Origin of the sequence: Nonomuraea sp. NPDC048881 (assembly GCF_040649795.1) — a bacterium.
Taxonomy (GTDB): Bacteria; Actinomycetota; Actinomycetes; order Streptosporangiales; family Streptosporangiaceae; genus Nonomuraea.
Genome location: NZ_JBEZGC010000008.1, coordinates 98,071 through 117,225, shown reverse-complemented (window position 1 = coordinate 117,225; position 19,155 = coordinate 98,071). Strand labels below are relative to the sequence as shown.

Annotated in this window: 17 protein-coding genes, 1 pseudogene and 1 riboswitch; of the genes and pseudogenes, 4 read left to right on the top strand and 14 right to left on the bottom strand. The window is 71.6% G+C overall.

The features are described from left to right. Positions 1–34 precede the first annotated feature (34 nt). The 5 genes from AB0C33_RS27725 to AB0C33_RS27705 are packed head-to-tail and all read right to left on the bottom strand — an operon-like array spanning position 35 to position 5,600. On the bottom strand, positions 35–1,033 hold the full coding sequence (locus AB0C33_RS27725; RefSeq protein ID WP_352325792.1) for a LacI family DNA-binding transcriptional regulator: 999 nt from the start codon (positions 1,031–1,033) through the stop codon (positions 35–37). After that, the gene (locus tag AB0C33_RS27720; protein WP_358293036.1) at positions 1,014–2,423 is read right to left on the bottom strand and encodes a GH1 family beta-glucosidase; all 1,410 of its coding nucleotides are present in this window, start codon (positions 2,421–2,423) and stop codon (positions 1,014–1,016) included. Before AB0C33_RS27720 ends, AB0C33_RS27725 begins: the two co-directional genes overlap by 20 nt. Continuing rightward, positions 2,420–3,250 carry a carbohydrate ABC transporter permease gene (locus AB0C33_RS27715; RefSeq protein ID WP_358293033.1) on the bottom strand — a complete coding sequence of 277 codons (831 nt, stop codon included), beginning with the start codon at positions 3,248–3,250 and terminating at the stop codon, positions 2,420–2,422. The genes AB0C33_RS27720 and AB0C33_RS27715 overlap by 4 nt, the downstream gene beginning before the upstream one ends. Continuing rightward, positions 3,247–4,203 carry a sugar ABC transporter permease gene (locus AB0C33_RS27710; protein WP_358293031.1) on the bottom strand — a complete coding sequence of 319 codons (957 nt, stop codon included), beginning with the start codon at positions 4,201–4,203 and terminating at the stop codon, positions 3,247–3,249. The genes AB0C33_RS27715 and AB0C33_RS27710 overlap by 4 nt, the downstream gene beginning before the upstream one ends. A 56-nt stretch (positions 4,204–4,259) precedes the next feature. After that, positions 4,260–5,600: an extracellular solute-binding protein gene (locus AB0C33_RS27705; protein WP_358293029.1), complete on the bottom strand. Its 1,341-nt coding sequence runs from the start codon at positions 5,598–5,600 to the stop codon at positions 4,260–4,262. A 513-nt stretch (positions 5,601–6,113) separates the two neighbouring features. Here AB0C33_RS27705 and AB0C33_RS27700 point away from each other — a divergent pair. Then, positions 6,114–6,408: pseudogene (locus tag AB0C33_RS27700) on the top strand (IS5/IS1182 family transposase); the annotation flags it as partial. Between the two features lie 28 nt (positions 6,409–6,436). Here the strand turns inward: AB0C33_RS27700 and AB0C33_RS27695 are convergent. The 3 genes from AB0C33_RS27695 to AB0C33_RS27685 form a co-directional block, all read right to left on the bottom strand. Continuing rightward, complete coding sequence (locus tag AB0C33_RS27695) at positions 6,437–6,952, bottom strand: hypothetical protein (RefSeq protein WP_358293027.1); 516 nt, start codon at positions 6,950–6,952, stop codon at positions 6,437–6,439. Between the two features lie 175 nt (positions 6,953–7,127). Beyond that, a complete protein-coding gene (locus tag AB0C33_RS27690; protein ID WP_358293025.1) occupies positions 7,128–8,396 on the bottom strand; it encodes an RNA polymerase sigma factor in 1,269 nt (422 codons plus the stop codon). A gap of 45 nt (positions 8,397–8,441) precedes the next feature. Continuing rightward, a complete protein-coding gene (locus AB0C33_RS27685; protein WP_358293023.1) occupies positions 8,442–8,879 on the bottom strand; it encodes a YciI family protein in 438 nt (145 codons plus the stop codon). A gap of 155 nt (positions 8,880–9,034) precedes the next feature. On the opposite strand from AB0C33_RS27685, the gene AB0C33_RS27680 reads away from it, so the two are divergent. Then, entirely contained in the window at positions 9,035–9,853 is an 819-nt protein-coding gene (locus tag AB0C33_RS27680) for a methyltransferase (protein WP_358293021.1), read from the top strand. 55 nt (positions 9,854–9,908) lie between these two features. Here AB0C33_RS27680 and AB0C33_RS27675 read toward each other — a convergent pair whose 3' ends face one another. From AB0C33_RS27675 to AB0C33_RS27665, 3 genes are all read right to left on the bottom strand, one after another. Beyond that, positions 9,909–10,604: a CHAP domain-containing protein gene (locus tag AB0C33_RS27675; protein ID WP_358293019.1), complete on the bottom strand. Its 696-nt coding sequence runs from the start codon at positions 10,602–10,604 to the stop codon at positions 9,909–9,911. A 13-nt stretch (positions 10,605–10,617) separates the two neighbouring features. Then, a riboswitch (cyclic di-AMP (ydaO/yuaA leader) is annotated at positions 10,618–10,755 on the bottom strand. A 117-nt stretch (positions 10,756–10,872) separates the two neighbouring features. Beyond that, positions 10,873–11,826, bottom strand: a complete 954-nt coding sequence (locus AB0C33_RS27670) for a Gfo/Idh/MocA family oxidoreductase (RefSeq protein ID WP_358293016.1) — start codon at positions 11,824–11,826, stop codon at positions 10,873–10,875. Between the two features lie 19 nt (positions 11,827–11,845). Continuing rightward, positions 11,846–12,667, bottom strand: a complete 822-nt coding sequence (locus AB0C33_RS27665; RefSeq protein ID WP_358293013.1) for an aldo/keto reductase — start codon at positions 12,665–12,667, stop codon at positions 11,846–11,848. Between the two features lie 97 nt (positions 12,668–12,764). On the opposite strand from AB0C33_RS27665, the gene AB0C33_RS27660 reads away from it, so the two are divergent. After that, a complete protein-coding gene (locus AB0C33_RS27660) occupies positions 12,765–13,709 on the top strand; it encodes a hypothetical protein (RefSeq protein ID WP_358293011.1) in 945 nt (314 codons plus the stop codon). Beyond that, entirely contained in the window at positions 13,706–14,884 is a 1,179-nt protein-coding gene (locus AB0C33_RS27655) for a DUF6716 putative glycosyltransferase (protein ID WP_358293008.1), read from the top strand. The genes AB0C33_RS27660 and AB0C33_RS27655 overlap by 4 nt, the downstream gene beginning before the upstream one ends. On the opposite strand, the gene AB0C33_RS27650 is transcribed toward AB0C33_RS27655, so the two are convergent. Genes AB0C33_RS27650 through AB0C33_RS27640 form a run of 3 tightly spaced genes read right to left on the bottom strand, consistent with a single transcriptional unit; the run spans position 14,868 to position 19,141 of the window. Then, positions 14,868–16,115: a polysialyltransferase family glycosyltransferase gene (locus AB0C33_RS27650; RefSeq protein ID WP_358293006.1), complete on the bottom strand. Its 1,248-nt coding sequence runs from the start codon at positions 16,113–16,115 to the stop codon at positions 14,868–14,870. The two genes, AB0C33_RS27655 and AB0C33_RS27650, sit on opposite strands and share 17 nt — an antisense overlap. Continuing rightward, positions 16,115–17,101 (bottom strand): glycosyltransferase family 2 protein, encoded by a 987-nt coding sequence (locus tag AB0C33_RS27645; protein ID WP_358293003.1) that lies wholly within the window; start codon positions 17,099–17,101, stop codon positions 16,115–16,117. Before AB0C33_RS27645 ends, AB0C33_RS27650 begins: the two co-directional genes overlap by 1 nt. 3 nt (positions 17,102–17,104) lie before the next feature. Continuing rightward, complete coding sequence (locus tag AB0C33_RS27640; protein ID WP_358293000.1) at positions 17,105–19,141, bottom strand: N-acetylneuraminate synthase family protein; 2,037 nt, start codon at positions 19,139–19,141, stop codon at positions 17,105–17,107. Between the last annotated feature and the right edge of the window lie 14 nt (positions 19,142–19,155).

Sequence of the window (19,155 nt, the reverse complement as noted above, 5' to 3'; positions counted from 1 at the left end):
GCGTGCGAGCGAGCCGGGCCAGGATAACGCCTGGTCAGGCAGACTCTCGGCGAACCAGGTGCGTGTCGAGGATCACCACGGGCTGGCGCAGCTCCTCGCCGTTGATACGGGCCACGAGGAGCTGGGCCATCTGGCGGCCCATGGCCTCCGTGGGCTGGTGGACGGTGGTCAGCGGCGGATCGGCGTGCAGCGCGGCCTTGGAGTCGTCGAAGCCGATCACGGCGACGTCGCCCGGGATCGCCTTGCCCGCGGCCTTGAGCACGCGCATCGCGCCCAGGGCCATCGGGTCGGAGGCGGCGAAGACGGCGTCGAGATCGGGATGGCTCTCCAGCAGCTCCTGCATGGCGGTGGCGCCGCTCTCCTCGGAGAAGTCGCCGAAGGCCACGATCTCCGGCAGCCCCGAGGGCAGCAGCGCGTCGCGGTAGCCGGCCAGACGGTCGACGCCCACGCCCATGTCCTGGGAGCCGGCGATCGTGGCGATCGCGCCCCGGCCGAGGCCCAGCAGGTGTTTGACCGCCTGCCGGGCCCCCGCCCGGTTGTCCATGTCCACGAAGCTGTAGGGGTCGAGGCCGACGGGCCTGCCGCCGAGCACGGTCGGCACGCCCATCTCCTCCAGCCTGCCCGGCAGCGGGTCGGCGCCGTGCAGCGACAGCAGCAGCACGCCGTCGACGTGCTGCCCCGTCAGGTAGGTCTCCAGCCGCTCGTGCTCCTCGGGGGAGCGCGCCATCGCCAGGATCAGCTGCAGCCCGGTCTCGGCCAGCGCCGAGCCGATGCCGCGGATGGTGCCGGCGAAGTACGGCTCGTCGAAGACCCGGAACTGGGACTCCGACACCACCAGGGCGACCGTGTCCGTGCGGCGCGTGACGAGGGCACGCGCCGCCCTGTTGGGCACGTAGCCCAGCTCGCGGATGGCCAGCTCGACGGCCTCGCGGGCCTTGGCGCTGACGTTCGGCGAGCCGTTGATGACTCTCGACACCGTGCCCCGGCCCACACCGGCCCGAGCCGCGACTGCCTCAAGAGTCGGTCGGTTCATGTCGCCTATTCTGCCGGATGATCTCCGAGTACCAGTGCGCGCTGTCCTTCAGCAGCCGCTCCTGGGTGTCGAAGTCGACGTGGACCAGGCCGAAACGCTTGCCGTAGCCCCAGGCCCATTCGAAGTTGTCCATCAGCGACCAGGCGAAATAGCCCTGCAGGGGCACGCCCGCGTCGATCGCCTGCCGGCACGCGCCGAGGTGCGCCTCCACGTACGCCTGCCGCTGCGCGTCGTGGATGCGGCCGTCGGCCAGCACGTCGTCGAAGGCGGCGCCGTTCTCGGAGACCACCATCGGGATCGGCGGGTAGTCCCGCGCCACCCGGGTGAGCACCTCCACCAGGCCGTCCTCGTCGATCTCCCAGCCCATCGCGGTGACCGGCCGGCCGCCGTTGACGAACGAGACGTGCTCGCTGCCCACCCACGGCGAGGCCGTGTCCGTGGGGGCCGCCGCCGCCGACGCCCTGCCGCCGGGCGCGCCGGAGACCGTGAAGCGGCTGTAGTAGTTGACCAGCAGCACGTCGATCGGCGCGTTGATGGTCTTCATGTCGCCCGGCCGCACGAGGTCGTCGTCGATCGGGATGTCGTTCAGGACGTCCTCGGGGTAGCGGCCGGTCAGCAGCGCGTCCAGGAAGAACCGGTTCTGCAGGCCGTCGATGCGGCGGGCCGCGTCCAGGTCGGCCTCGCTGCCGGTCTCGGGGGAGATCGCGTACAGGTTGACGCAGCCGCCGGCGCGGCGCGCGTCCATCGCCTGGACGGCCAGGCCGTGGGCGAGGTTGAGGTGATGCGCGCCCCTGATCGCGTTGCGCGGCTCACGCCGGCCAGGGGCGTGCTCGCCCGAGGCGTAGCCGAGGAACGCGGCGCACCACGGCTCGTTGACCGTGCTGAAGGTGTGGACGTGGTCCTTCAGCGCCTCGTGCACGATCGCGGCGTACTCGGCGAAGCGGTAGGCCGTGTCGCGGTTGGGCCAGCCGCCCTTGTCCTCCAGCTCCTGCGGCAGGTCCCAGTGGTAGAGGGTCAGCCACGGGTCGATGCCGTTGTTCTGGAGCTCGTCCGTGAGCCGCTTGTAGAAGTCCAGGCCCTTCTGGTTGACCGCGCCCGAGCCGGTCGGCTGGATCCGCGGCCAGGACACCGAGAAGCGGTAGGCCGTCAGGCCCAGGTCCGCCATGATGGCGACGTCCTGGCGGTAGCGGTGGTAGTGGTCCATGGCCACGTCCCCGTGGTGCCCGTTGAGCACCCGCCCCGGGGTCTTGGTGAAGGTGTCCCAGATGGACGGGCCGCGTCCGTCCTCGGTGACCGCGCCCTCGATCTGGTACGCCGAGGTGGCCGCGCCGAACGCGAAACCGGGAGGGAAGCGCAGCCCGGGACGAATCTGTTCCTCTTGTGTCGTCACGCCTTGACCGCACCTTCCATGAGTCCGCCGACGATCTGGCGGCCGAATGCGACGAATACCGCGATGAGCGGAATGATGGACAGCGCGGTACCCGCGAAGATCAGCGAGTAGCTGGTCGAGTAGCGCGCGTTGAGCGAGTTGATGGCGATCTGCACGGTCGGGTTGTCCGGCGTCAGCACGATCAGCGGCCACATGTAGTCGTTCCACATGAGCATGAAGGTGTTGATGCCGAGCACCGCCATGCCCGGACGCACGGCCGGCAGCACGACGTTCCACCAGATCCGCAGCGTCGCCGCGCCGTCCACCCTGGCCGCCTCGACCAGTTCGTTCGGCACGGCCTGGCGCGTGTACTGGGTCATCAGGAACACGCCGAACCCGTTGAGCAGGTAGGGCAGGATGATGGCCTTCAGGGTGCCGGTCCACTCCAGGCTCACCATCATGCGGTAGAGCGGGACCACGCCCATCTGCTGCAGCGGCACCGCCATCGTCAGCAGCACGAGCAGCAGCAGGATGTTGCGGCCCTTGAACTGCAGGCTGGCGAAGGCGAACCCGGCCAGGGTGGAGATGATCACCACGGACACGGTGACGATCGCCGCGCTGAAGAAGGAGTTGGTCAGGCCGAGCAGGAAGTGCGCGTCCTCGTTCTCCAGCACCGCGACGATGTTCTCGCCGAGGTTGCCGCCGGGCAGGAACTTCGGCGGCACCGACACGGCGTCGGAGTTCGTGCGCGAGGCGATGACGAGCATCCAGTACAGCGGGAACGCCGACAGGAAGATCGCCACCCCGAGCATGACCCGCGTCATGACGGTCGGTTTCCAGCCGGTCACTTGGCGCCTCCGATCCGCCGGACGAACAGGAAGTTGACGGCCGCGCCGATGAGGATCAGCAGGAACAGCAGCCAGGCGGCCGCCGCGGCGTAGCCGTAGTCGAACTCGCGGAAGCCCTGCTTGACGACGAACATCGCCACCGTCTGGAACTGGCCCTGCGAGCCGCCGTCCACGTTGCCGTTGTAGAAGGTGGTCGGCTCGGAGAACAGCGTCAGGCCGCCGATCGTGGAGTTGAGCACCACGAAGATCATGGTCGGGCGCAGCATCGGCAGCGTGATCTGCCAGAACTGGCGCCGCCGGGACGCGCCGTCGATGGCGGCGGCCTCGTACAGGTCCTTGGGGATCGTCTGCATGCCGGCCAGGAAGATGATGGCGTTGTAGCCCGTCCAGCGCCAGTCGACCATCGCGGCGATGGCCAGCCAGGACGGGAAGCGCTCGGCCCGCCAGTTGATCTTGTCCCCGCCGAACCAGCCCAGGACCCAGTTGACCAGGCCCCAGTCGCGCGCGAACAGCTGGGTGAACACCACCGCGACCGCGACCACCGAGGTGACCAGCGGCAGCAGCACGCTCATGCGGATCGGCAGGCGCCAGCGCAGCTTCTTGTTCAGCGCGTTGGCCAGGAACAGGGCCATCAGCATCTGCGGGATCGTGGCCAGCAGGAAGATGCCGACGGTGTTGGTGACGGCGTTCCAGAAGTCCTCGTCGGCCAGCAGCGCGGCGTAGTTGCCCAGCCCGGCCCACTTGGTGTCGCCGGCCAGGTCGTAGTCGTAGAGCGAGTAGTAGAGCGTGAAGGCCAGCGGGAACAGCCCGAAGGCGGCGAACAGCAGGAAGTACGGGGACACCAGGGCGTACGGCATGGCCTTGACGTCGAGTCGAGAACGCCAGAGGCGGCCGGGCGGGCGATCGCGGCGATGGTGGTTCCGCGCCGCCCGCGGAAGGGTGTCGAGGCTCATAACAGACCTTTCAGCGGCAAGCCCGGCCCGCCGGCGGCGGGCCGGGCGGGGGAAGATCAGCCCGCGGCCTTCACCGCGTCGTCGACCAGCTGCTGCCAGGCCTTGTCGTAGGCCACCGAGCCGTCGTCCATGCCCTGGATGACCGACTCGACCGCGTTCTTGACCTGCGCGTGCTTCACCCCGAGGAAGACCGGCTGCAGGCTCTCCGCGGACTTGGCGAAGATCTCACCGATCGGGGCGTCGCTGAAGAACTCGTTCTTCGCGCCCTGCACGGCGGCGTCGGCCTGGGCCTTGCTGTTGCTCGGCATGTTGCCGAAGTCGGTGAAGATGCTCGCCTCGGTCTGCGCGCTGGTCAGGTAGTCGGCGACCTGCGCGGCCTCCTTCGGGTGCTTGGACTGCTTGGGCACGGCCACCCACGAGCCGCCCCAGTTGCCGCCGCCGCCGGGCACCGAGGCGACGTCCCACTTGCCCTTCATGCCGTCGCCGGCGTTGCCCGAGACCACGCCGAGCATCCAGGACGGGCAGCCGACCGTGGCGAAGGCGCCCTTCTGGGTGCCCGCCGCCCACTCGTCGGTGAAGTTGCGCAGCTTGGCCGTCAGGCCGGACTGGCTGAGCTTGGAGGCGAAGTCGAAGCCCGCCTTCACCGCCGGGTTCTTGTCGACGATGAGGTTGTTGTCCTTGTCGAAGTAGGCGACGTTGCCGTTCTTGGCCGCCTCCTGGTACAGCACCACGTTGTAGAGCGTGTTGGTGCCGTCGGTGAACTTGGTGTCCTTCACCTTCGCCTGGAACTGCTGGCCGACCTTCATGAAGTCGTCCCACGTCGGCCACAGGGCGGCGACCTTCTCGCGGTCCGTGGGCAGCCCGGCCTTCTTGAACAGGTCCGTGCGGTAGCACAGGCTCATGCCGCCGATGTCGGTGCCGAGGCCGAAGATCTTGCCGTCGGCCGTCACGCCGTTCTCCCACTTCCAGGCGGGGTAGTCGGCCTTGCGGCCCTCAAGGCCGTACTCCTTCAGGTCGGCCCACCACTCGGGGTGCGCCTTGGCCAGGCCCATGCCGCCCTCGTCGATGCCGACGACGTCGCCCGCGCCGTTGCCGGACTGCAGCCACTGGATCATCTGGGGCCAGTACTGCTGCTCGAACTGGTCGGTCAGGTGCTCTTCCTTGATCTGGATGTCCTTGTGCTCGGCGTTCCACTTCTCGATGGCGTTCTTGTAGCCGAAGTTGGAGCCGCCGCCGAAGGTCTGCACCCGGATGGTGACGGGCTCGGCCGCCGCCGCGGAGGAGGCGGGGCTGTTGCCGGCGGCCGGCGTGTCGCCGCTGCCGCACGACGCGACGGTCAGCGCCGCCGCGGCCAGGGCTGAGGCCGCGGCCAGACCGCGACGCTTGCTGATCATCATGAGAGACCCCTTCTCGGGTGACTGATGGGAGGTGCACCGCGGCACGCGCTCCGCCGCGGTGGGAGTGTTTGGGAGCGCTCCCACAAAGGGTGCACTTACCGGCTGTGTCCGTCAATCCGCCGAAACGGAACCGTTACCAATCGTGCGTTTTGCCACCCAGAATCAGGATTTAAGGGGATGAAGGGTGTGAAGGGCTGTTTGGGAGCGCTCCCACCTCAAGAGACATCTTTCGTGCCGCATCAAGGGCATGTCGCCCGGACCCTCCAGGCTTGCTCCCGGTCAGGTATGGCTGTCACGGAGCGTGACGATCTTCTGGAGCGTTCCAACGAGTTGACTCGGGGCCCGCCCGCGGCGTCCGGCGCGGCGTCGGCGGCGTCCGGCTGAGTGGCTGCGCGGATAGGGGCGGTTGGGGAGACTGGTGGCAGAGCGGGTACGAGTCCTGGCGATCATGGAATGCGACGTGCTCGGCCACGACGATCCGCACCACTGGACCTGCTGGACGACCTCCGGCCCCTGCCCGACGATATCACCGTGCACCTGGACGCCGGCTACGACTCCGACAAGACCCGCCCCCTGCTTGCCGAACGTGGACTGGACGGCCGGATCGCGCACAAGGGCGAGAAGGCACCGGTCCAGGCAAGCGACAGGTGGCATGGGGAGCGTACCCATGCCTGGCAGAACGCCTTCCAGCGCCTCGCCCGCTGCCACGAACACCACGCAACGGTCATTGCCGCGTTCTTACGCGGCCTGATCCGACGGGCCTGGACAACCCCACCGCTGGGACAACCGGCCCAACCGCCACCCGTGAACACACGCCCGACGGCGCGTCGAGCGGTTCACTGCTCGTCGTCGAGGCCCTCGACGTCGACAGGCTGCCTTCCGTCGAACGTCACGAGGATTCCGTAGGGGTCCGCCAGCCGGAGCCTGCTCTCCGTGAAACGGATTGCCCAGGTTTGGTCGGCCCACACGGTTGCTTCGGGACCTGCCAGTGGCAACTCCGGAAGGTCGAGCCAGCTCAGTTCCTCAGTTGTGAGTTCGAAGTGCGATTCCCGGAGTCGGGTGCGGCAGTACTCCAAAGCTCGGTCGACGAAGACATCGAAGTGGCTCACGACGTCGTGAGCGAAATGGAGGGTGGCCTCTTCTGGCGGGGCGGCCGGCTCGATCACCAGACTCATCCCGGTCTCGACCGCGCCTGCCGGCTCCGGGAAGTAACCGGTCCAGCAGGCCAGCGATGGAGGGCTCTCCATCCTTCTCAACACAACCCCGGCGATACGCACGGTCGCGGGCAGTTTCGCGTCAACGCCAGGCTCTTCAGCGCCCGAGCTTCTCGTGGGGGCGCCGTTGTCGGTCATTGGCTCAGCATAGGTCCAGCCTGGTCACGATGATGATCGACAGCCGAGGCACGTAGCCACTTGCGCCCTCCGCCCCAAGCCCTATTCGCGCGGTCTGTAAGTGCCCGGCCCAGCGGTCGGCCCAGCGGTCGGCAGAGTGCCCGCCACAGCGTCCGGCCTCAGCCTGATGCGGGCCTCAGCAGGCGGCGGCGCGTTCGTGGAGCAGGGCGCGCTCGCGGGAGTTGCGGGTCATCGAGGCCGCCCGTTCGAACTCGGCCCGCGCCTCGCCGCGCCGGCCCAGCCGGAACAGCAGGTCGCCGCGGACGCTCGGCAGCAGGTGGTAACCCTTGAGCGCCGGCTCGTCCACGATCTGGTCGAGCAGGTCGAGGCCCACCGCCGGGCCGTAGGCCATCGACAGCGCCACCGCGCGGTTGAGCTCGACGACGGGGGAGCGGGCCAGCCGGGCCAGCGACTCGTACAGGCCGGCGATGCGCACCCAGTCGGTGTCGCCGGGGTCGAACGCGCGGGCGTGGCAGGCCGCGATCGCGGCCTGCAGCGTGTACGCCCCCGCCACGCCCGCCCCCTCCTCCTCCAGGCTCGCGGCCCGTTCCTCGGCCAGGCTCTCGGCTCGGGCCAGGGCCGCCAGCCCGCGGCCGATGAGCAGCCGGTCCCACCGGGTGCGGTCCTGTTCCAGCAGCAGCACCGGCTCCCCGGACGGGCCCACCCGGGCCGCCGCCCTGGACGCCTGGATCTCCATGAGCGCGACCAGCCCGTGCACCTCGGGTTCGGCGGGCATCAGCCCGGCCAGCACCCGGCCCAGCCGCAGCGCGTCCTCGCACAGGCCGGGCCGCATCCAGTCGTCGCCCGCGGTCGCCGAGTACCCCTCGTTGAAGATCAGGTAGATGACCTCCAGCACGGACGACAGGCGTCCGGCCAGCTCGGCGCCCTGCGGCACCTCGAACGGGACCTTCCGGTCGGCCAGGGTGCGCTTGGCCCGCACGATCCGCTGGGCGGCGGTCGGTTCGGGCACCAGGAACGCGCGGGCGATCTCGTCGGTGCTCAGGCCGCCGAGCACTCGCAGCGTCAGGGCCACCCGCGCCTCCATCGACAGCGCCGGATGGCAGGCGGTGAAGACCAGCCGCAGCAGGTCGTCCTCGATCTCGTCGGGCTCGGGCGGCTCCCCGGCGGTCTCCAGCCGGTGGCCCAGCTCGGCCAGGTTGCGGGACATCCGCTCGTTCCTGCGGATCAGGTCGACGGCGCGGCGCTTGGACACCGTCATCAGCCAGGCGCCCGGGTTGCGTGGCACGCCGGATTCCGGCCACTGCTCCAGGGCCGCGACCAGCGCGTCCTGGGCCAGCTCCTCGGCCAGGCCGACGTCGCGGACCAGCCCGGCCAGGCCGGCGATGAGCCGGGGCGCCTCGATCCGCCAGACCGCCTCGATCGCCCGGTGGGTGTCGGAAGCCATCACCGGCTCATGACACCAGCACCGTCCGGGGTCCGCAAGCCGAGGTCAGCTCTCCCGCCCGCCCAGACGCCGGCGCATGGCCTTCTCCCGCTCGACCTCCGCCGGGTCGGACGAGGCCGCGTCGGGCGCGTCGGAGGCGTCGTACACCCGCCACACGTCCAGGCCGATCCCGTCATAGCCCTCGGGGACGGGCACGCGCATGGCCCATTCCAGAGCCTCCTCCCTGGACTTCACCTGGATCAGCCAGAACCCCGCGATCAGCTCCTTGGCCTCGGCGAACGGGCCGTCGATCACCGTGGCCCGGCCGCCGCTGTAGGCGATCTGCGCGCCCTGCGAGCTCGGGTAGAGCCCCTCGGCGGCCAGCAGCACCCCGGCCTTGGCCAGCGCCTCGTTGTAGGCGTGCATGTTGTCGACGAGCTCCTGGCTGGGCAGCGCCCCGGCCTCGGTCTCCCCGTTGGCCTTGCCGACGATCATGAATTTCATCCTGCCGTCCCTTCCGTCCGCGGCCCCGGGGCGGAGCCGGCCTCGCCGAAGCGTCGAACGGGCGCCGGCCGGATCGACACGCGGGCGCGGACCGTCCGCTTCCAGGGCACCGTACCGGTCGTGCGGCCGGGTGGCCGATGTGCCATCCTCGCCCCATGCACCAACCCGCACAAGACGCCCCCGTCCCCAACCGGGCCCTCTGGGACGAGCGCGCCCGCGTCCACGGCTCCACCTCGGCCGACCGGTTCTACGACGTCGACGCCTTCCTCGCCGGCCGGCAGACCCTCTACCCGCTCGAACGCCGCCTGGCCGGCGACGTCGCCGGCCGGGACCTGCTCCACCTGCAATGCCATTTCGGCCTGGACACGCTGAGCTGGGCACGGCTCGGAGCGCGGGTGACCGGCGTCGACTTCTCCCCGGTGGCGGTCGCGCGCGCCCGCGACCTGGCGGCCAGGGCCGGGCTGGCGGCCACGTTCGTCGAGGCCGACACGCAGCGGCTGCCGGAGTCGCTGGCCGGCGGCTTCGACCTGGCGGTGGCCACGTACGGCGTGTTGTGCTGGATCGGCGACCTGGACGCCTGGATGCGCGGCGCGGCCATGGCGCTGCGGCCGGGCGGGCGGCTGGTGCTGGTCGACCTGCATCCGGCCTACGCGACGGTGTCCTCGCTCGACCCGCTGGTGGCCGACTGGCCCTACGGCGGCGGCCAGGCCCACCGGGAGACGGTGACCGGGACGTACGCCGACGCCGCGGTGGTGACCGAGGCCCACGAGGCGGTCGAGTACCCGCACTCGGTGGGCGAGATCGTCACGGCGGCGGCGCGGGCCGGGTTCACGGTGGCCGAGCTGGGCGAGCACGTCGAGACCGACATGGACCCGCGCGGCCTGCTGGCCGAGGGCGCGGACGGCCGGTACCGGTTCCCCTTCGGGGACTCGCACCTGCCGATCCTGTACTCGCTGCTGGCGGTCCGGCCCTGAGACGCGGCGAGCGCGCGTCCCTCGTACGGGGACGCGCGCTCGGAGCGTGGGGAGGTCAGCTCGCGTACTGCGGGTATCCGTAGCCGACGACCTGCGACTTCGGACGGACGCGCTCCTCGACCTTGCCGTTGCCGGTGTTGCCCTCGATCGTGGAGATCGTGCCGTCCTGGTTGTCCTTGACGACGAAGCCGACGTGCTGGATGGCGTCCAGGCTCTTGCTGCCGCCCCAGGAGAAGAAGACCACCGCGCCGGGCCTGGCCTCGGCGCCCCAGCGGTCGTTGGCGGCGAACCACTTGGCGTGGGCCACGGTCCAGGCGTCCCAGCCGACCTGCGGGCGGGCGCCGGTGTGCTCGCCGACCCAGGAGACGAAGATCGAGCACCAGGGGGCGTTCAGGTACATGGCGCGGGTGCCGCCGTCGCGGGCGATGGTCTCCGCCGCGCGCTGGGAGTCGGCGTACCACTTCTGGAACTTGGTGCCGCCGCCGTAGGCGTTCTCGGAGGTGCCGACCTGGGCCTTGGCCATCGCCAGGACCTGCTGGGCGGTGACGTTGACCTGGGTCTCCTCCGCCTTGCGGGTCTGGGCGGCGGTCTGCGGCGCGACGGCCGAGTGCCCGGCCGCGGCGGCCGGGCCGGCGCTGTCGGCGGCGGCGGCGGTGGCGTGGGCGCCGATGGCGGAGGCGAGGATGGCCGCGCCGAGCGCGGCGTGAGCGTAGGTGATCTTCGGGGCACGGATGGGACGGTGCGTGGCCATCGAGGGCATTGACTCCTTGCTTCCATGCCGCTTACCGGGTTAGCTGACGGGTTCGGACGTGGAAGCTGCCCTACGGCACCGAAGTGCCGATTCACCCCAAAGGACGTGGGTCCCCGGTTCCGCCCGAAGGCGGATTCAGCGGTCACAGGACGATCCTGTGAAATGTCTTGCGATGGTTGGACAAAGCCGGACAAACCGGACGTCTGCCGCGAGATGCCCCACAAGGTAATACATCGGGCAAGAGCAAGGCAAGTGGCTAAAGGTCCAGCTAGGAGAGTTGCGCCCGCGCTTCGGCCAGAAGCCCCATCATGGCAAGGGATTCGTCAAGCGGCATGATCGCGCTCTCCGTGCGGCCCTCGATCGTGGCCGCGCGCACCTCGCGCAGCTCGCCCGCGTAACCGTTGTCGGCCGGGGCGAGCACCAGCTCCTCCGTCTCCATCGACGGCCCCGACAGCAGCACCCGCCGCGGCGCCCAGAACGGCGCCAGGATGTCGGCCCGCATCGACGTGCCCACCACGCTCGCGTCGTTGGCGTGATGGGCCAGCAGCGACACGTCCACCAGGGCCCGCCGCCCGTCCGGGTACAGCAGCAGCCCGCCGGCCTCGGCGTCGACCCCGCTGGGCGCCAGCGAGCCGGCCATGCGCAGCTCCGCGGGCATGCCGAGCAGCAGCTGGGCCAGCCCGAACGGGTAGATCCCCAGGTCGAGCAGGGCCCCGCCGCCCAGCTCCGGCGCCCACAGCCGATGGGCGGGGTCGTAGGGCAGCGCGAAGCCGAACGAGGCCCGCACCGACCGGATCTCGCCGAAGCGCGGATCGGCCGCCACCCGCTGGATGAGCGGGTTGAAGCGCATCCACATGGCCTCCATGAGGAAGACCCCGGCCGCGCGGGCCAGCGCCACCATGCGCTCGGCGTCGGCCACGTCGGCCGCCAGCGGCTTCTCGCACAGCACCGACTTGCCCGCCGCGATGGCCGCCTCGGCCACCTCCAGGTGCTGGGCGTGCGGCGTGGCGACGTAGATCGCGTCGACGGCCGGATCGGCGCACAGGGCCTCGTAGGAGCCGTAGGCCGACTCCGCGCCCAGCTCGTCGGCCAGCGCCCGCGCCCTGAGCGGGCTCCGCGAGCCGACGGCGGCCACCCGCATGCCGGGTTCGGCCACGATGGCCGCTCCCACGGTACGCGCGATGCCGCCGGTCGCCGCTATTCCCCAGGTGAAATCTCGCACGACCGAGATCGTAGAGCGCTCAGGTCAGGTTGAACGAGTCGGGGTCGGGCCCGATCCGCCGCCCCGCGTTCATCGCGCCGATGGCCGCCATGTCCTCGGTGTCGAGGATGAAGTCGAACACGTCGATGTTCTCCTCGATCCTCGACGGCGTGACCGACTTGGGGATCACCACGTTGCCGAGCTGCAGGTGCCAGCGGAGCACGATCTGGGCGGGCGTCTTGCCGTACTTCTCCGACAACACGCGCAGCGCCGGGTCGGCCAGCAGCCCCTTGCCCTGCCCGAGCGGGCTCCACGCCTCGGTCAGGATGCCGTTGGCCTCGTGGAAGGCCCGCATCTCGCGCTGCTGGAAGTACGGGTGGAGCTCGATCTGGTTGATCGACGGCGTGATGTCGGTCTCCTCCATCAGCCGGGTCAGGGTGGCGACCGTGAAGTTGGAGACCCCGATGGCCTTGGCCCGTCCGTCCCGGTAGATCTTCTCCAGCCCCCGCCAGGCCTGCACATACCTGTCCTGCTCCGGGACCGGCCAGTGGATCAGGAAAAGATCTACGTAGTCGAGGCCCAGACGGGCCAGGCTCTCGTCGAAGGCCTGCTCGGCGCGCCCGTGGTCGCAGTTCCACAGCTTGGTGGTGACGAACACCTTCTCCCGTGGCACCCCGGCGGCGCGCACGGCCCGGCCGACGCCCTCCTCGTTCTCGTAGGCGGCGGCGGTGTCGATGTGCCGGTATCCGGCGCGCAGCGCGGCCGTCACCGCGTGCTCGGCGTCGTCGGCAGAGACCTGCCAGACGCCGAAGCCGAGCTGTGGTATCTGCACACCGTCGGTGTTGAGCATCAGCGAGTTCATACCCTCCATTGTTCACGTGTCGTTTCTTGCGGCTTAAGCAGGCCGGGCTACCTTGAGGCGGGTCGTGCAAGGCCATCCACCGGCTGGGGGAAACAGAGTGGTCAGACAGGCGTCGGCCTGGGTGGAGTCTCCGCTCCAGATGCTGTGCGCCGTCGAGGCCCACCATGCCGGGCTGCTCGGCCCGGACACCGTGGTCGTGCCGCGCGCCGGCCTGCGCCCGCTGCGCGCCACCCGCAAGGAGCTGCGCCGCCTCGACCTGCCCGCCGGCCTGGTGCTGGACGAGCCGCGCGAGCGCATGCCGCGCCGCGTCCAGGCCGTGGGCGACGCGTTCTCCGGCAAGGTCCAGATGCGCTGGCTGACCTCCGACCCCGGCCGCATCGTCGTCGTGGACGACGGCCTGGCCACGCTCAGGCTGCTCGAACTGCTGGCCGCCGGGCCGTTCCGGCCGCTGCTGCGGGCGCGGGCGACCCCCTCGCGGGCGCGCGCCCTGCTCGGCCTGGCCGCCGCGCTGCGGCTGCGGATGAGCCGGGTGTCGGTCTTCACCGCCCTGCCCGTCCCCGACGAGCTGGCCGCCGCCGTCCGGGGGGCGGGCGTCGACCTCGTCCGCCACGACTTCGCCTGGCTGCGCGCCCAGCCGCCGAGCGCCCAGGGGCCCGCCGAGCGCACGGTCGTCCTCGGCACGTCCCTGGTCCGCAACGGCCTGGTCCACCGCGACCACTACCTGCGCTGGCTGACCGACCTGGCCGGACGCGAGCCGCTGGCCTACTACCCGCACCGCCGCGAGGACCCCGTCGACCTGGCGCTGATCGGCGAACGTCCCGGCATCACCGTGCACGACGCGGGCGTGCCGGCCGAGCTGACGCTGCGCGGCCTCGACGCCGGGCAGCGGGTGCTCAGCCTGCCCTCGACCGCGATCACCTCGCTGCGGGTGCTGCTCGGCCCGCGCGGCGTCGAGGTCGAGCCGGTGGACGTTCCCGACGACTGGTGGACGAGCAGGGCGGCCCCCGGCCTGCGATCGCATTTGACAGGAGCTTCCAGGTGAGGGTGCTGGCGATAGCCGACTCCGACTCGTATCTGAAGTGGGCGGCCTGCCTGCTCGACGACCTGCCCGCGGGCTGCGAGAGCGAGCTGGTGGTGGTGCGCACCCCGATCGCGCCCTCGCCGGAGCAGATCGCGGCGGCGGTGGGCGGGCGCGCGGCGCCCCCGGTGTTGTCGGCGCGCTCGCTGCGCCGCCTGGCCGAGCGCACCCGCCCCGACGCGATCCTGGTGGGCTGCACGGGCCCGGTGGTGGACGTCCTGGTGGCCGACGTGCTGGCCGGGCTGCGGCCGGCGGGCCGGGCACGGCCGGTGTTCGTCAGCGGGCTGCCCGGCATCTCGGTGCCGGCCACGGAGAAGGCGTGGCTGTTCCGCAGCGGCTGCGACCTGTTCGTGGTCCACAGCGAGCGCGAGGTGGCCGAGTTCTCCGAGATCGCCGGCCGGCTCGGCGGGGGAGGGGCGGTCGGGCTGGCCCGGCTGCCGTTCCTGCGGCCCGGCGCGGTGTCCGGCGGCGGCGACCGGGTCGTGTTCGCCACCCAGGCCAAGGTGCCGCGGGCGCGGGAGGAGCGCGAGCGGGTGCTGACGGCGCTGGCCGAGCTGGCCGCCCGCCGGCCCGGCCTGGAGGTCGTGGTCAAGCTGCGCGCCCTGGAGCACGAACGCCAGACCCACAACGAACGCCACCACTACCAGCGGCTGTGGCGCGAGATGGGCGAGCCGGGCAGGCTGACGTTCGCGGCCGGGTCGATGCACGAGCAGCTGTCGCGGGCGGCCGGGTTCGTCACGGTCAGCTCGACGGCCGCGCTGGAGGCCGTCGCCATGGGCGTGCCGTCGCTGGTGCTGAGCGACTTCGGCGTCAGCGCCGAGATGATCAACCTGGTGTTCGAGGGCAGCGGCCTGCTCGGCACGCTCGACGACCTGGCCCTGGGCGACTTCCGCACGGCCGAGCCGCGCTGGTGCGAGGCCAACTACTTCCACCCGGCCGGCCGCGACGACTGGGCGGCCCTGCTGACCGGCCTGGCCGCGGACGGGGCGCGCCCGCCCGCCCGCTCCCTGCTGGACGGCCCCGAGCACGCCGCGGCCCGCCGCCGGGCCAGGTTGCGGGTGGAGGTGCCGCCCACGATGCTGCGGGCGGGCTACCGGGCCAAGCGGCGGGTGCGCCGCTACCTCAGATCGCTGACCTGATCTTCCTGCGCAGCCTGGACAGCGCCGAGGGCGGCTCGGCCAGCCCCAGCGTCTCCAGGCGCTTGCGCTTGAAGTAGCGCCCGTCGAACGCCCCGTCGAACCCCGGGCCCGACGGGCGCAGCTCGGGATAGGCGTCGGCCTGCATGCAGTAGCCGACCGCGCGCACCAGCGCGGGCAGGTCCGTGCGCGGCGGCTCGTCGATCACGCCGTCGGCGTTCAGCCGGGGCAGCAGCGCGTCCACGATCGTGGCCGGCACCCGGTTGCTGTTCTCGTACGGCGTCAGCCGGTCCAGCACCAGGCCGGTGCCGAAGGAGGCGACCGGCAGGCCGAAGTAGCGCCGGGCGGTCACCAGGCCGGTGGAGAAGCAGCCCACGACCAGCTCGGGCCGCTGCGTCGCGAAGCACACCTCGGCCGGCACGCTCTCCCCGGCCACCGTCAGCCGCACCCCCAGCGGCCCGGCCGCCGCGCGCAGCAGTTGCGCGTGCCGGCGTCCGGCGGCCGGGTGCGGCTTGAACACCACGTCGGTGCAGCCGCGGGCGGCCAGCGCGCGCAGCATCGAGGCGTGCAGCCCGGCCTCCTCCTCCGGCGTGACGATCTCCAGCGCCGACAGGTACTGGCCGAGGACGACCGCCTGCCCGGCGCGCAGGTCCGGCGCGGTGGCGGCCACCTCGTCCACGACCGCGAGGAAGCGCTCCTGCGGCAGCACCACGGGAGGCACGCCGTACTCGCTGAGCAGCAGCGGGGTCAGGCCGGGCACCAGGTCCAGGTGGAGCAGCCGCTCGATGCGCCGGGAGATCTCCGCGGGCAGCGGGTCGCGGGTCGGCCCGTAGCTCATCAGGCCGTCGGAGTAGACGGTGATCGGGCAGTCGCGCACCAGGCCGGCGATCGTGCGCGCGGGCGGCACCGCGATCGACTCCAGCACCAGCTCCTCGACGTCGTCCAGCGCCAGGTGGGAGCGGATCAGCCGCTCGAACATCGGCACCTCGATGACCCGCGCCCGCCAGTCGGAGGGGTGCAGCGGGGCGATCAGCTCGTTCCAGGAGTGCACCTCGTCGAAGCGCGAGCGCAGGGCGGCGAAGCCGGGCGTGCCGTCGAGCGGCACCGACACCTCGGGGATCGCCGCGTTGTTCGACACGATCAGCACGCGCCGACCGGCGCCGAAGCGGCCGTCGTCGATGGCCGCGGCCAGCGACATCGCGCCGAACAGCGTCGAGGCGTAGAAGACCTTCATCAGGAGTCCTCCCGATCCCGGCGGATCCGGACATGGGGGCTGGGGGGAATGTCGGGCACCAGGGCGCGCAGCACGGCCTCCCGCTCGACGGCCATCCGCGACACGGCGTCGGCCACCAGGGCGGGCGGCAGGCCGCGGACCATCTGCGCGCCCCGCTCCTCGAACCGGGCGCGCAGCGCGGGCGTGAACCGGCCCGCGAGCTCCAGGTGGTGGGCCAGCAGCGCGCAGAAGTTGCGCGCCGCCTTGGGCAGGAACTCCGGCTCCAGGTCCTTGAGGACCAGCTCGAAGGCGTCGAAGAAGTGCAGCTGCCGCTCGTCGCCGACCTGCGTCAGCGATCCGGACACCAGCCGCCGGTAGAACACCCCGGCCATCGGCACGACCGCGAACGTGGCCGCCTCCCGGTGCAGCCGCCAGATCCACGGCCGGTCCTCGGCGGTGTGCAGCGAGCCGGGGAAGTGCAGCAGGTCCCGCAGCGAACGCCGGTAGACCCCGGCCCACGCGTACGGGTAGTCCACCATGGTCCGCTCCCCGGCCGGCAGGATCGCCGAGCGGGGGTCGAGCACGACGCCGCGGCGCGACAGCGGGGCCCGGTGCACCACCCGCCTGCGCCCCTCCACCTGGACGTGGTCGACGCGCACGAAGTCGCAGCCGAGCCCGTCGATGGCCGCCACCAGCCCGGCCAGGTAGCCGGGCGCCAGCCAGTCGTCGCCGTCCATGAACGTGACGAACCGCCCCGAGGCGGCCGACAGCCCGGTGTTGCGGGCGTCGGCCAGGCCCACGGGGGCGGGGTTGCGCAGCACGGCCAGGCCGGGCAGGTCGCGGGCGAAGTCGGCGATGATGTCCGGGGTGGCGTCCACGGAGCCGTCGTCCACGACGATGAACTCGAAGTCGGGCCGGGCGTTGCGGGCGAGCGAGGTGAGCGCGTCGGCGATGAAGCGCTCACCGTCACGCACCGGCACGACGACGGAGAGAGTGGTCGGCGTCATGACTCAGACGGTCACCCGGCGCAGCCGGGCCTTGGGCGCCTCCTCGCCGGGGAAGACGCGCTTGACGCCGTCGCCCATGGCCTGCTCGATGATGCGGATGTCGCGGACGAGGTGCTCCAGCCCCGACGGCTCCAGCGAGGCGGCGTGGTCGGAGCCCCACATGGTGCGGTCGAGCGTGATGTGCCGCTCGACGCAGACCGCGCCCAGGGTGACCGCCGCCAGCGAGATCTGCAGGCCGCGCTCGTGCCCGGAGTAGCCGACCGGCACGCCGTAGCGCTCCTTGAGCGTGGTGATCGTGCGCAGGTTGGCCTCCTCCGGCGGCAGCGGGTACGTGGAGGTGGCGTGCATCATGATCAGCCGGTCGGTGCCGAGGATCTCGACCGCCTGGTCGATCTCCGACAGCGTGGACATGCCGGTGGACAGGATGAGCGGTTTGCCGGTGGCCGCCAGGGCGCGCAGCAGCTCGTGGTCGGCGACGCTGGCCGAGGCGATCTTGTGCGTCAGCACGTCCATGTCTTCCAGGAACTCCACGGACGGCACGTCCCACGGCGAGGCGAACCAGTGCAGGCCGCGCTCGTCGCAGTACTTCGCGATCTGCCGGTACTCGTCGTGGCCGAACTCGGTGCGCTCCTTGTACTCCAGGTACGTCATCTCGCCCCACGGCGTCTGCCTGATCTGGCCCTTCTGCTCCTCGGGCACGCAGATCGCGGGGGTGCGCTTCTGGAACTTGACGGCCTGGCAGCCCGCGTCGGCCGCCACGTCGATGAGCCGGCGGGCGAGGTCCAGGTCGCCGTTGTGGTTGATGCCGATCTCGCCGATCACGTACACCGGCTCGCCGTCGCCGACCAGCACGTCGCCGATCGCGACCGGGCCGAGCCGCGGCCGGGCCTTGGCCTCGGCGACGGGCGGCTCGGGCCGGGCGGCCACCACCAGGTCGCACAGCTCGCGCACCGCGCCGGAGCCGCCGGGCCTGGTCAGCACCACGCGGGCGGCGGCGCGCACGCGCGGGTGCGCGTCGGGGGTGGCGATGGGCCAGCCGACCTCGGCCATCGGGCCCAGGTCGTTGACGTCGTTGCCGACGTAGGCCACGCGCGCCGGGTCCAGGCCCTCGATGGCCAGCCAGTCGCGCAGCACGATGCGCTTCTCGGCCAGGCCCTGCAGCACGGGCACGCCCAGCTTGCGGGCGCGGGCGGCCACGACCGGGTTCTGCTCGGTGGACATCACCAGCACCTTGACCCCGGAGCGGCGCAGCAGCGAGACGCCCATCCCGTCCGAGCGGCTGACCAGGACCATCTCCCGGCCGTCGGAGTCGATGTAGGCGCGGTCGTCGGTGTGCACGCCGTCGAAGTCGGTGATGACCGCGTCCACGTCGATCGGCTCGGGCTTGTCGATGAACGGCGCCAGGGCGCGCACCAGCTCCAGGTCCTCGGGGTCGTCGACCTCGATGGCGTGCTGCGGCGGCACCGGCTGCACGGCGACCTCGCCGAAGAAGCGGTGGCCGTGCTCGCGCAGGCCGGCGGTGCGCATGACGTAGAAGGCGCCGTTCTCGCGGAACTGCGGCTCGCGGTCCTGCCTGCGCGGCCGTACGGCGGGGTCGTGGTTGACGCCCGCGCCCGCGGCCGTCCACAGGAACTCGTGCGTCGGCAGCCCGGACACGACCGAGTCGGCCTCGCCGTCCAGGACCTTGCGCACGGCCGCCGACAGGTCCTCGGGGTCGATGAACGCGCTGGTGCACTGCACCAGGACGACCACGTCCGGGTCCGCGCCGAGCGCGTCCAGGGCGTGCAGCACGGCCGACTCGCTGGAGGCGGTCGCGCCGCTCAGCTCCTCGGGCCGCTCCACCACGGTCGCCCCCGCCGCGCGGGCGGTCTCGGCGATCTGCGGGTGGTCGGTGCTGACCACGACCTGGTCGACGAGCTCGGCCCGCAGGCACGCCCGTACCGCGCGGGTGACCAGCGGGACGCCCCCGACCAGGGCGAGGTTCTTCAGGGGAACGCCCGCCGAACCTCCGCGGGCGGGAACAACGGCCAGGACTCGCAAGTGACTTCTCCTCA

Bases quoted from the DNA above. Each gene is read 5' to 3' on its own strand.
- AB0C33_RS27725 (WP_352325792.1), bottom strand. From the start codon at position 1,033: ATGAACCGACCGACTCTTGAGGCAGTCGCGGCTCGGGCCGGTGTGGGC.
- AB0C33_RS27710 (WP_358293031.1), bottom strand. From the start codon at position 4,203: ATGAGCCTCGACACCCTTCCGCGGGCGGCGCGGAACCACCATCGCCGC.
- AB0C33_RS27705 (WP_358293029.1), bottom strand. From the start codon at position 5,600: ATGATGATCAGCAAGCGTCGCGGTCTGGCCGCGGCCTCAGCCCTGGCC.
- AB0C33_RS27695 (WP_358293027.1), bottom strand. From the start codon at position 6,952: ATGACCGACAACGGCGCCCCCACGAGAAGCTCGGGCGCTGAAGAGCCT.
- AB0C33_RS27690 (WP_358293025.1), bottom strand. From the start codon at position 8,396: ATGGCTTCCGACACCCACCGGGCGATCGAGGCGGTCTGGCGGATCGAG.
- AB0C33_RS27685 (WP_358293023.1), bottom strand. From the start codon at position 8,879: ATGAAATTCATGATCGTCGGCAAGGCCAACGGGGAGACCGAGGCCGGG.
- AB0C33_RS27680 (WP_358293021.1), top strand. From the start codon at position 9,035: ATGCACCAACCCGCACAAGACGCCCCCGTCCCCAACCGGGCCCTCTGG.
- AB0C33_RS27675 (WP_358293019.1), bottom strand. From the start codon at position 10,604: ATGGCCACGCACCGTCCCATCCGTGCCCCGAAGATCACCTACGCTCAC.
- AB0C33_RS27665 (WP_358293013.1), bottom strand. From the start codon at position 12,667: ATGAACTCGCTGATGCTCAACACCGACGGTGTGCAGATACCACAGCTC.
- AB0C33_RS27650 (WP_358293006.1), bottom strand. From the start codon at position 16,115: ATGAAGGTCTTCTACGCCTCGACGCTGTTCGGCGCGATGTCGCTGGCC.
- AB0C33_RS27645 (WP_358293003.1), bottom strand. From the start codon at position 17,101: ATGACGCCGACCACTCTCTCCGTCGTCGTGCCGGTGCGTGACGGTGAG.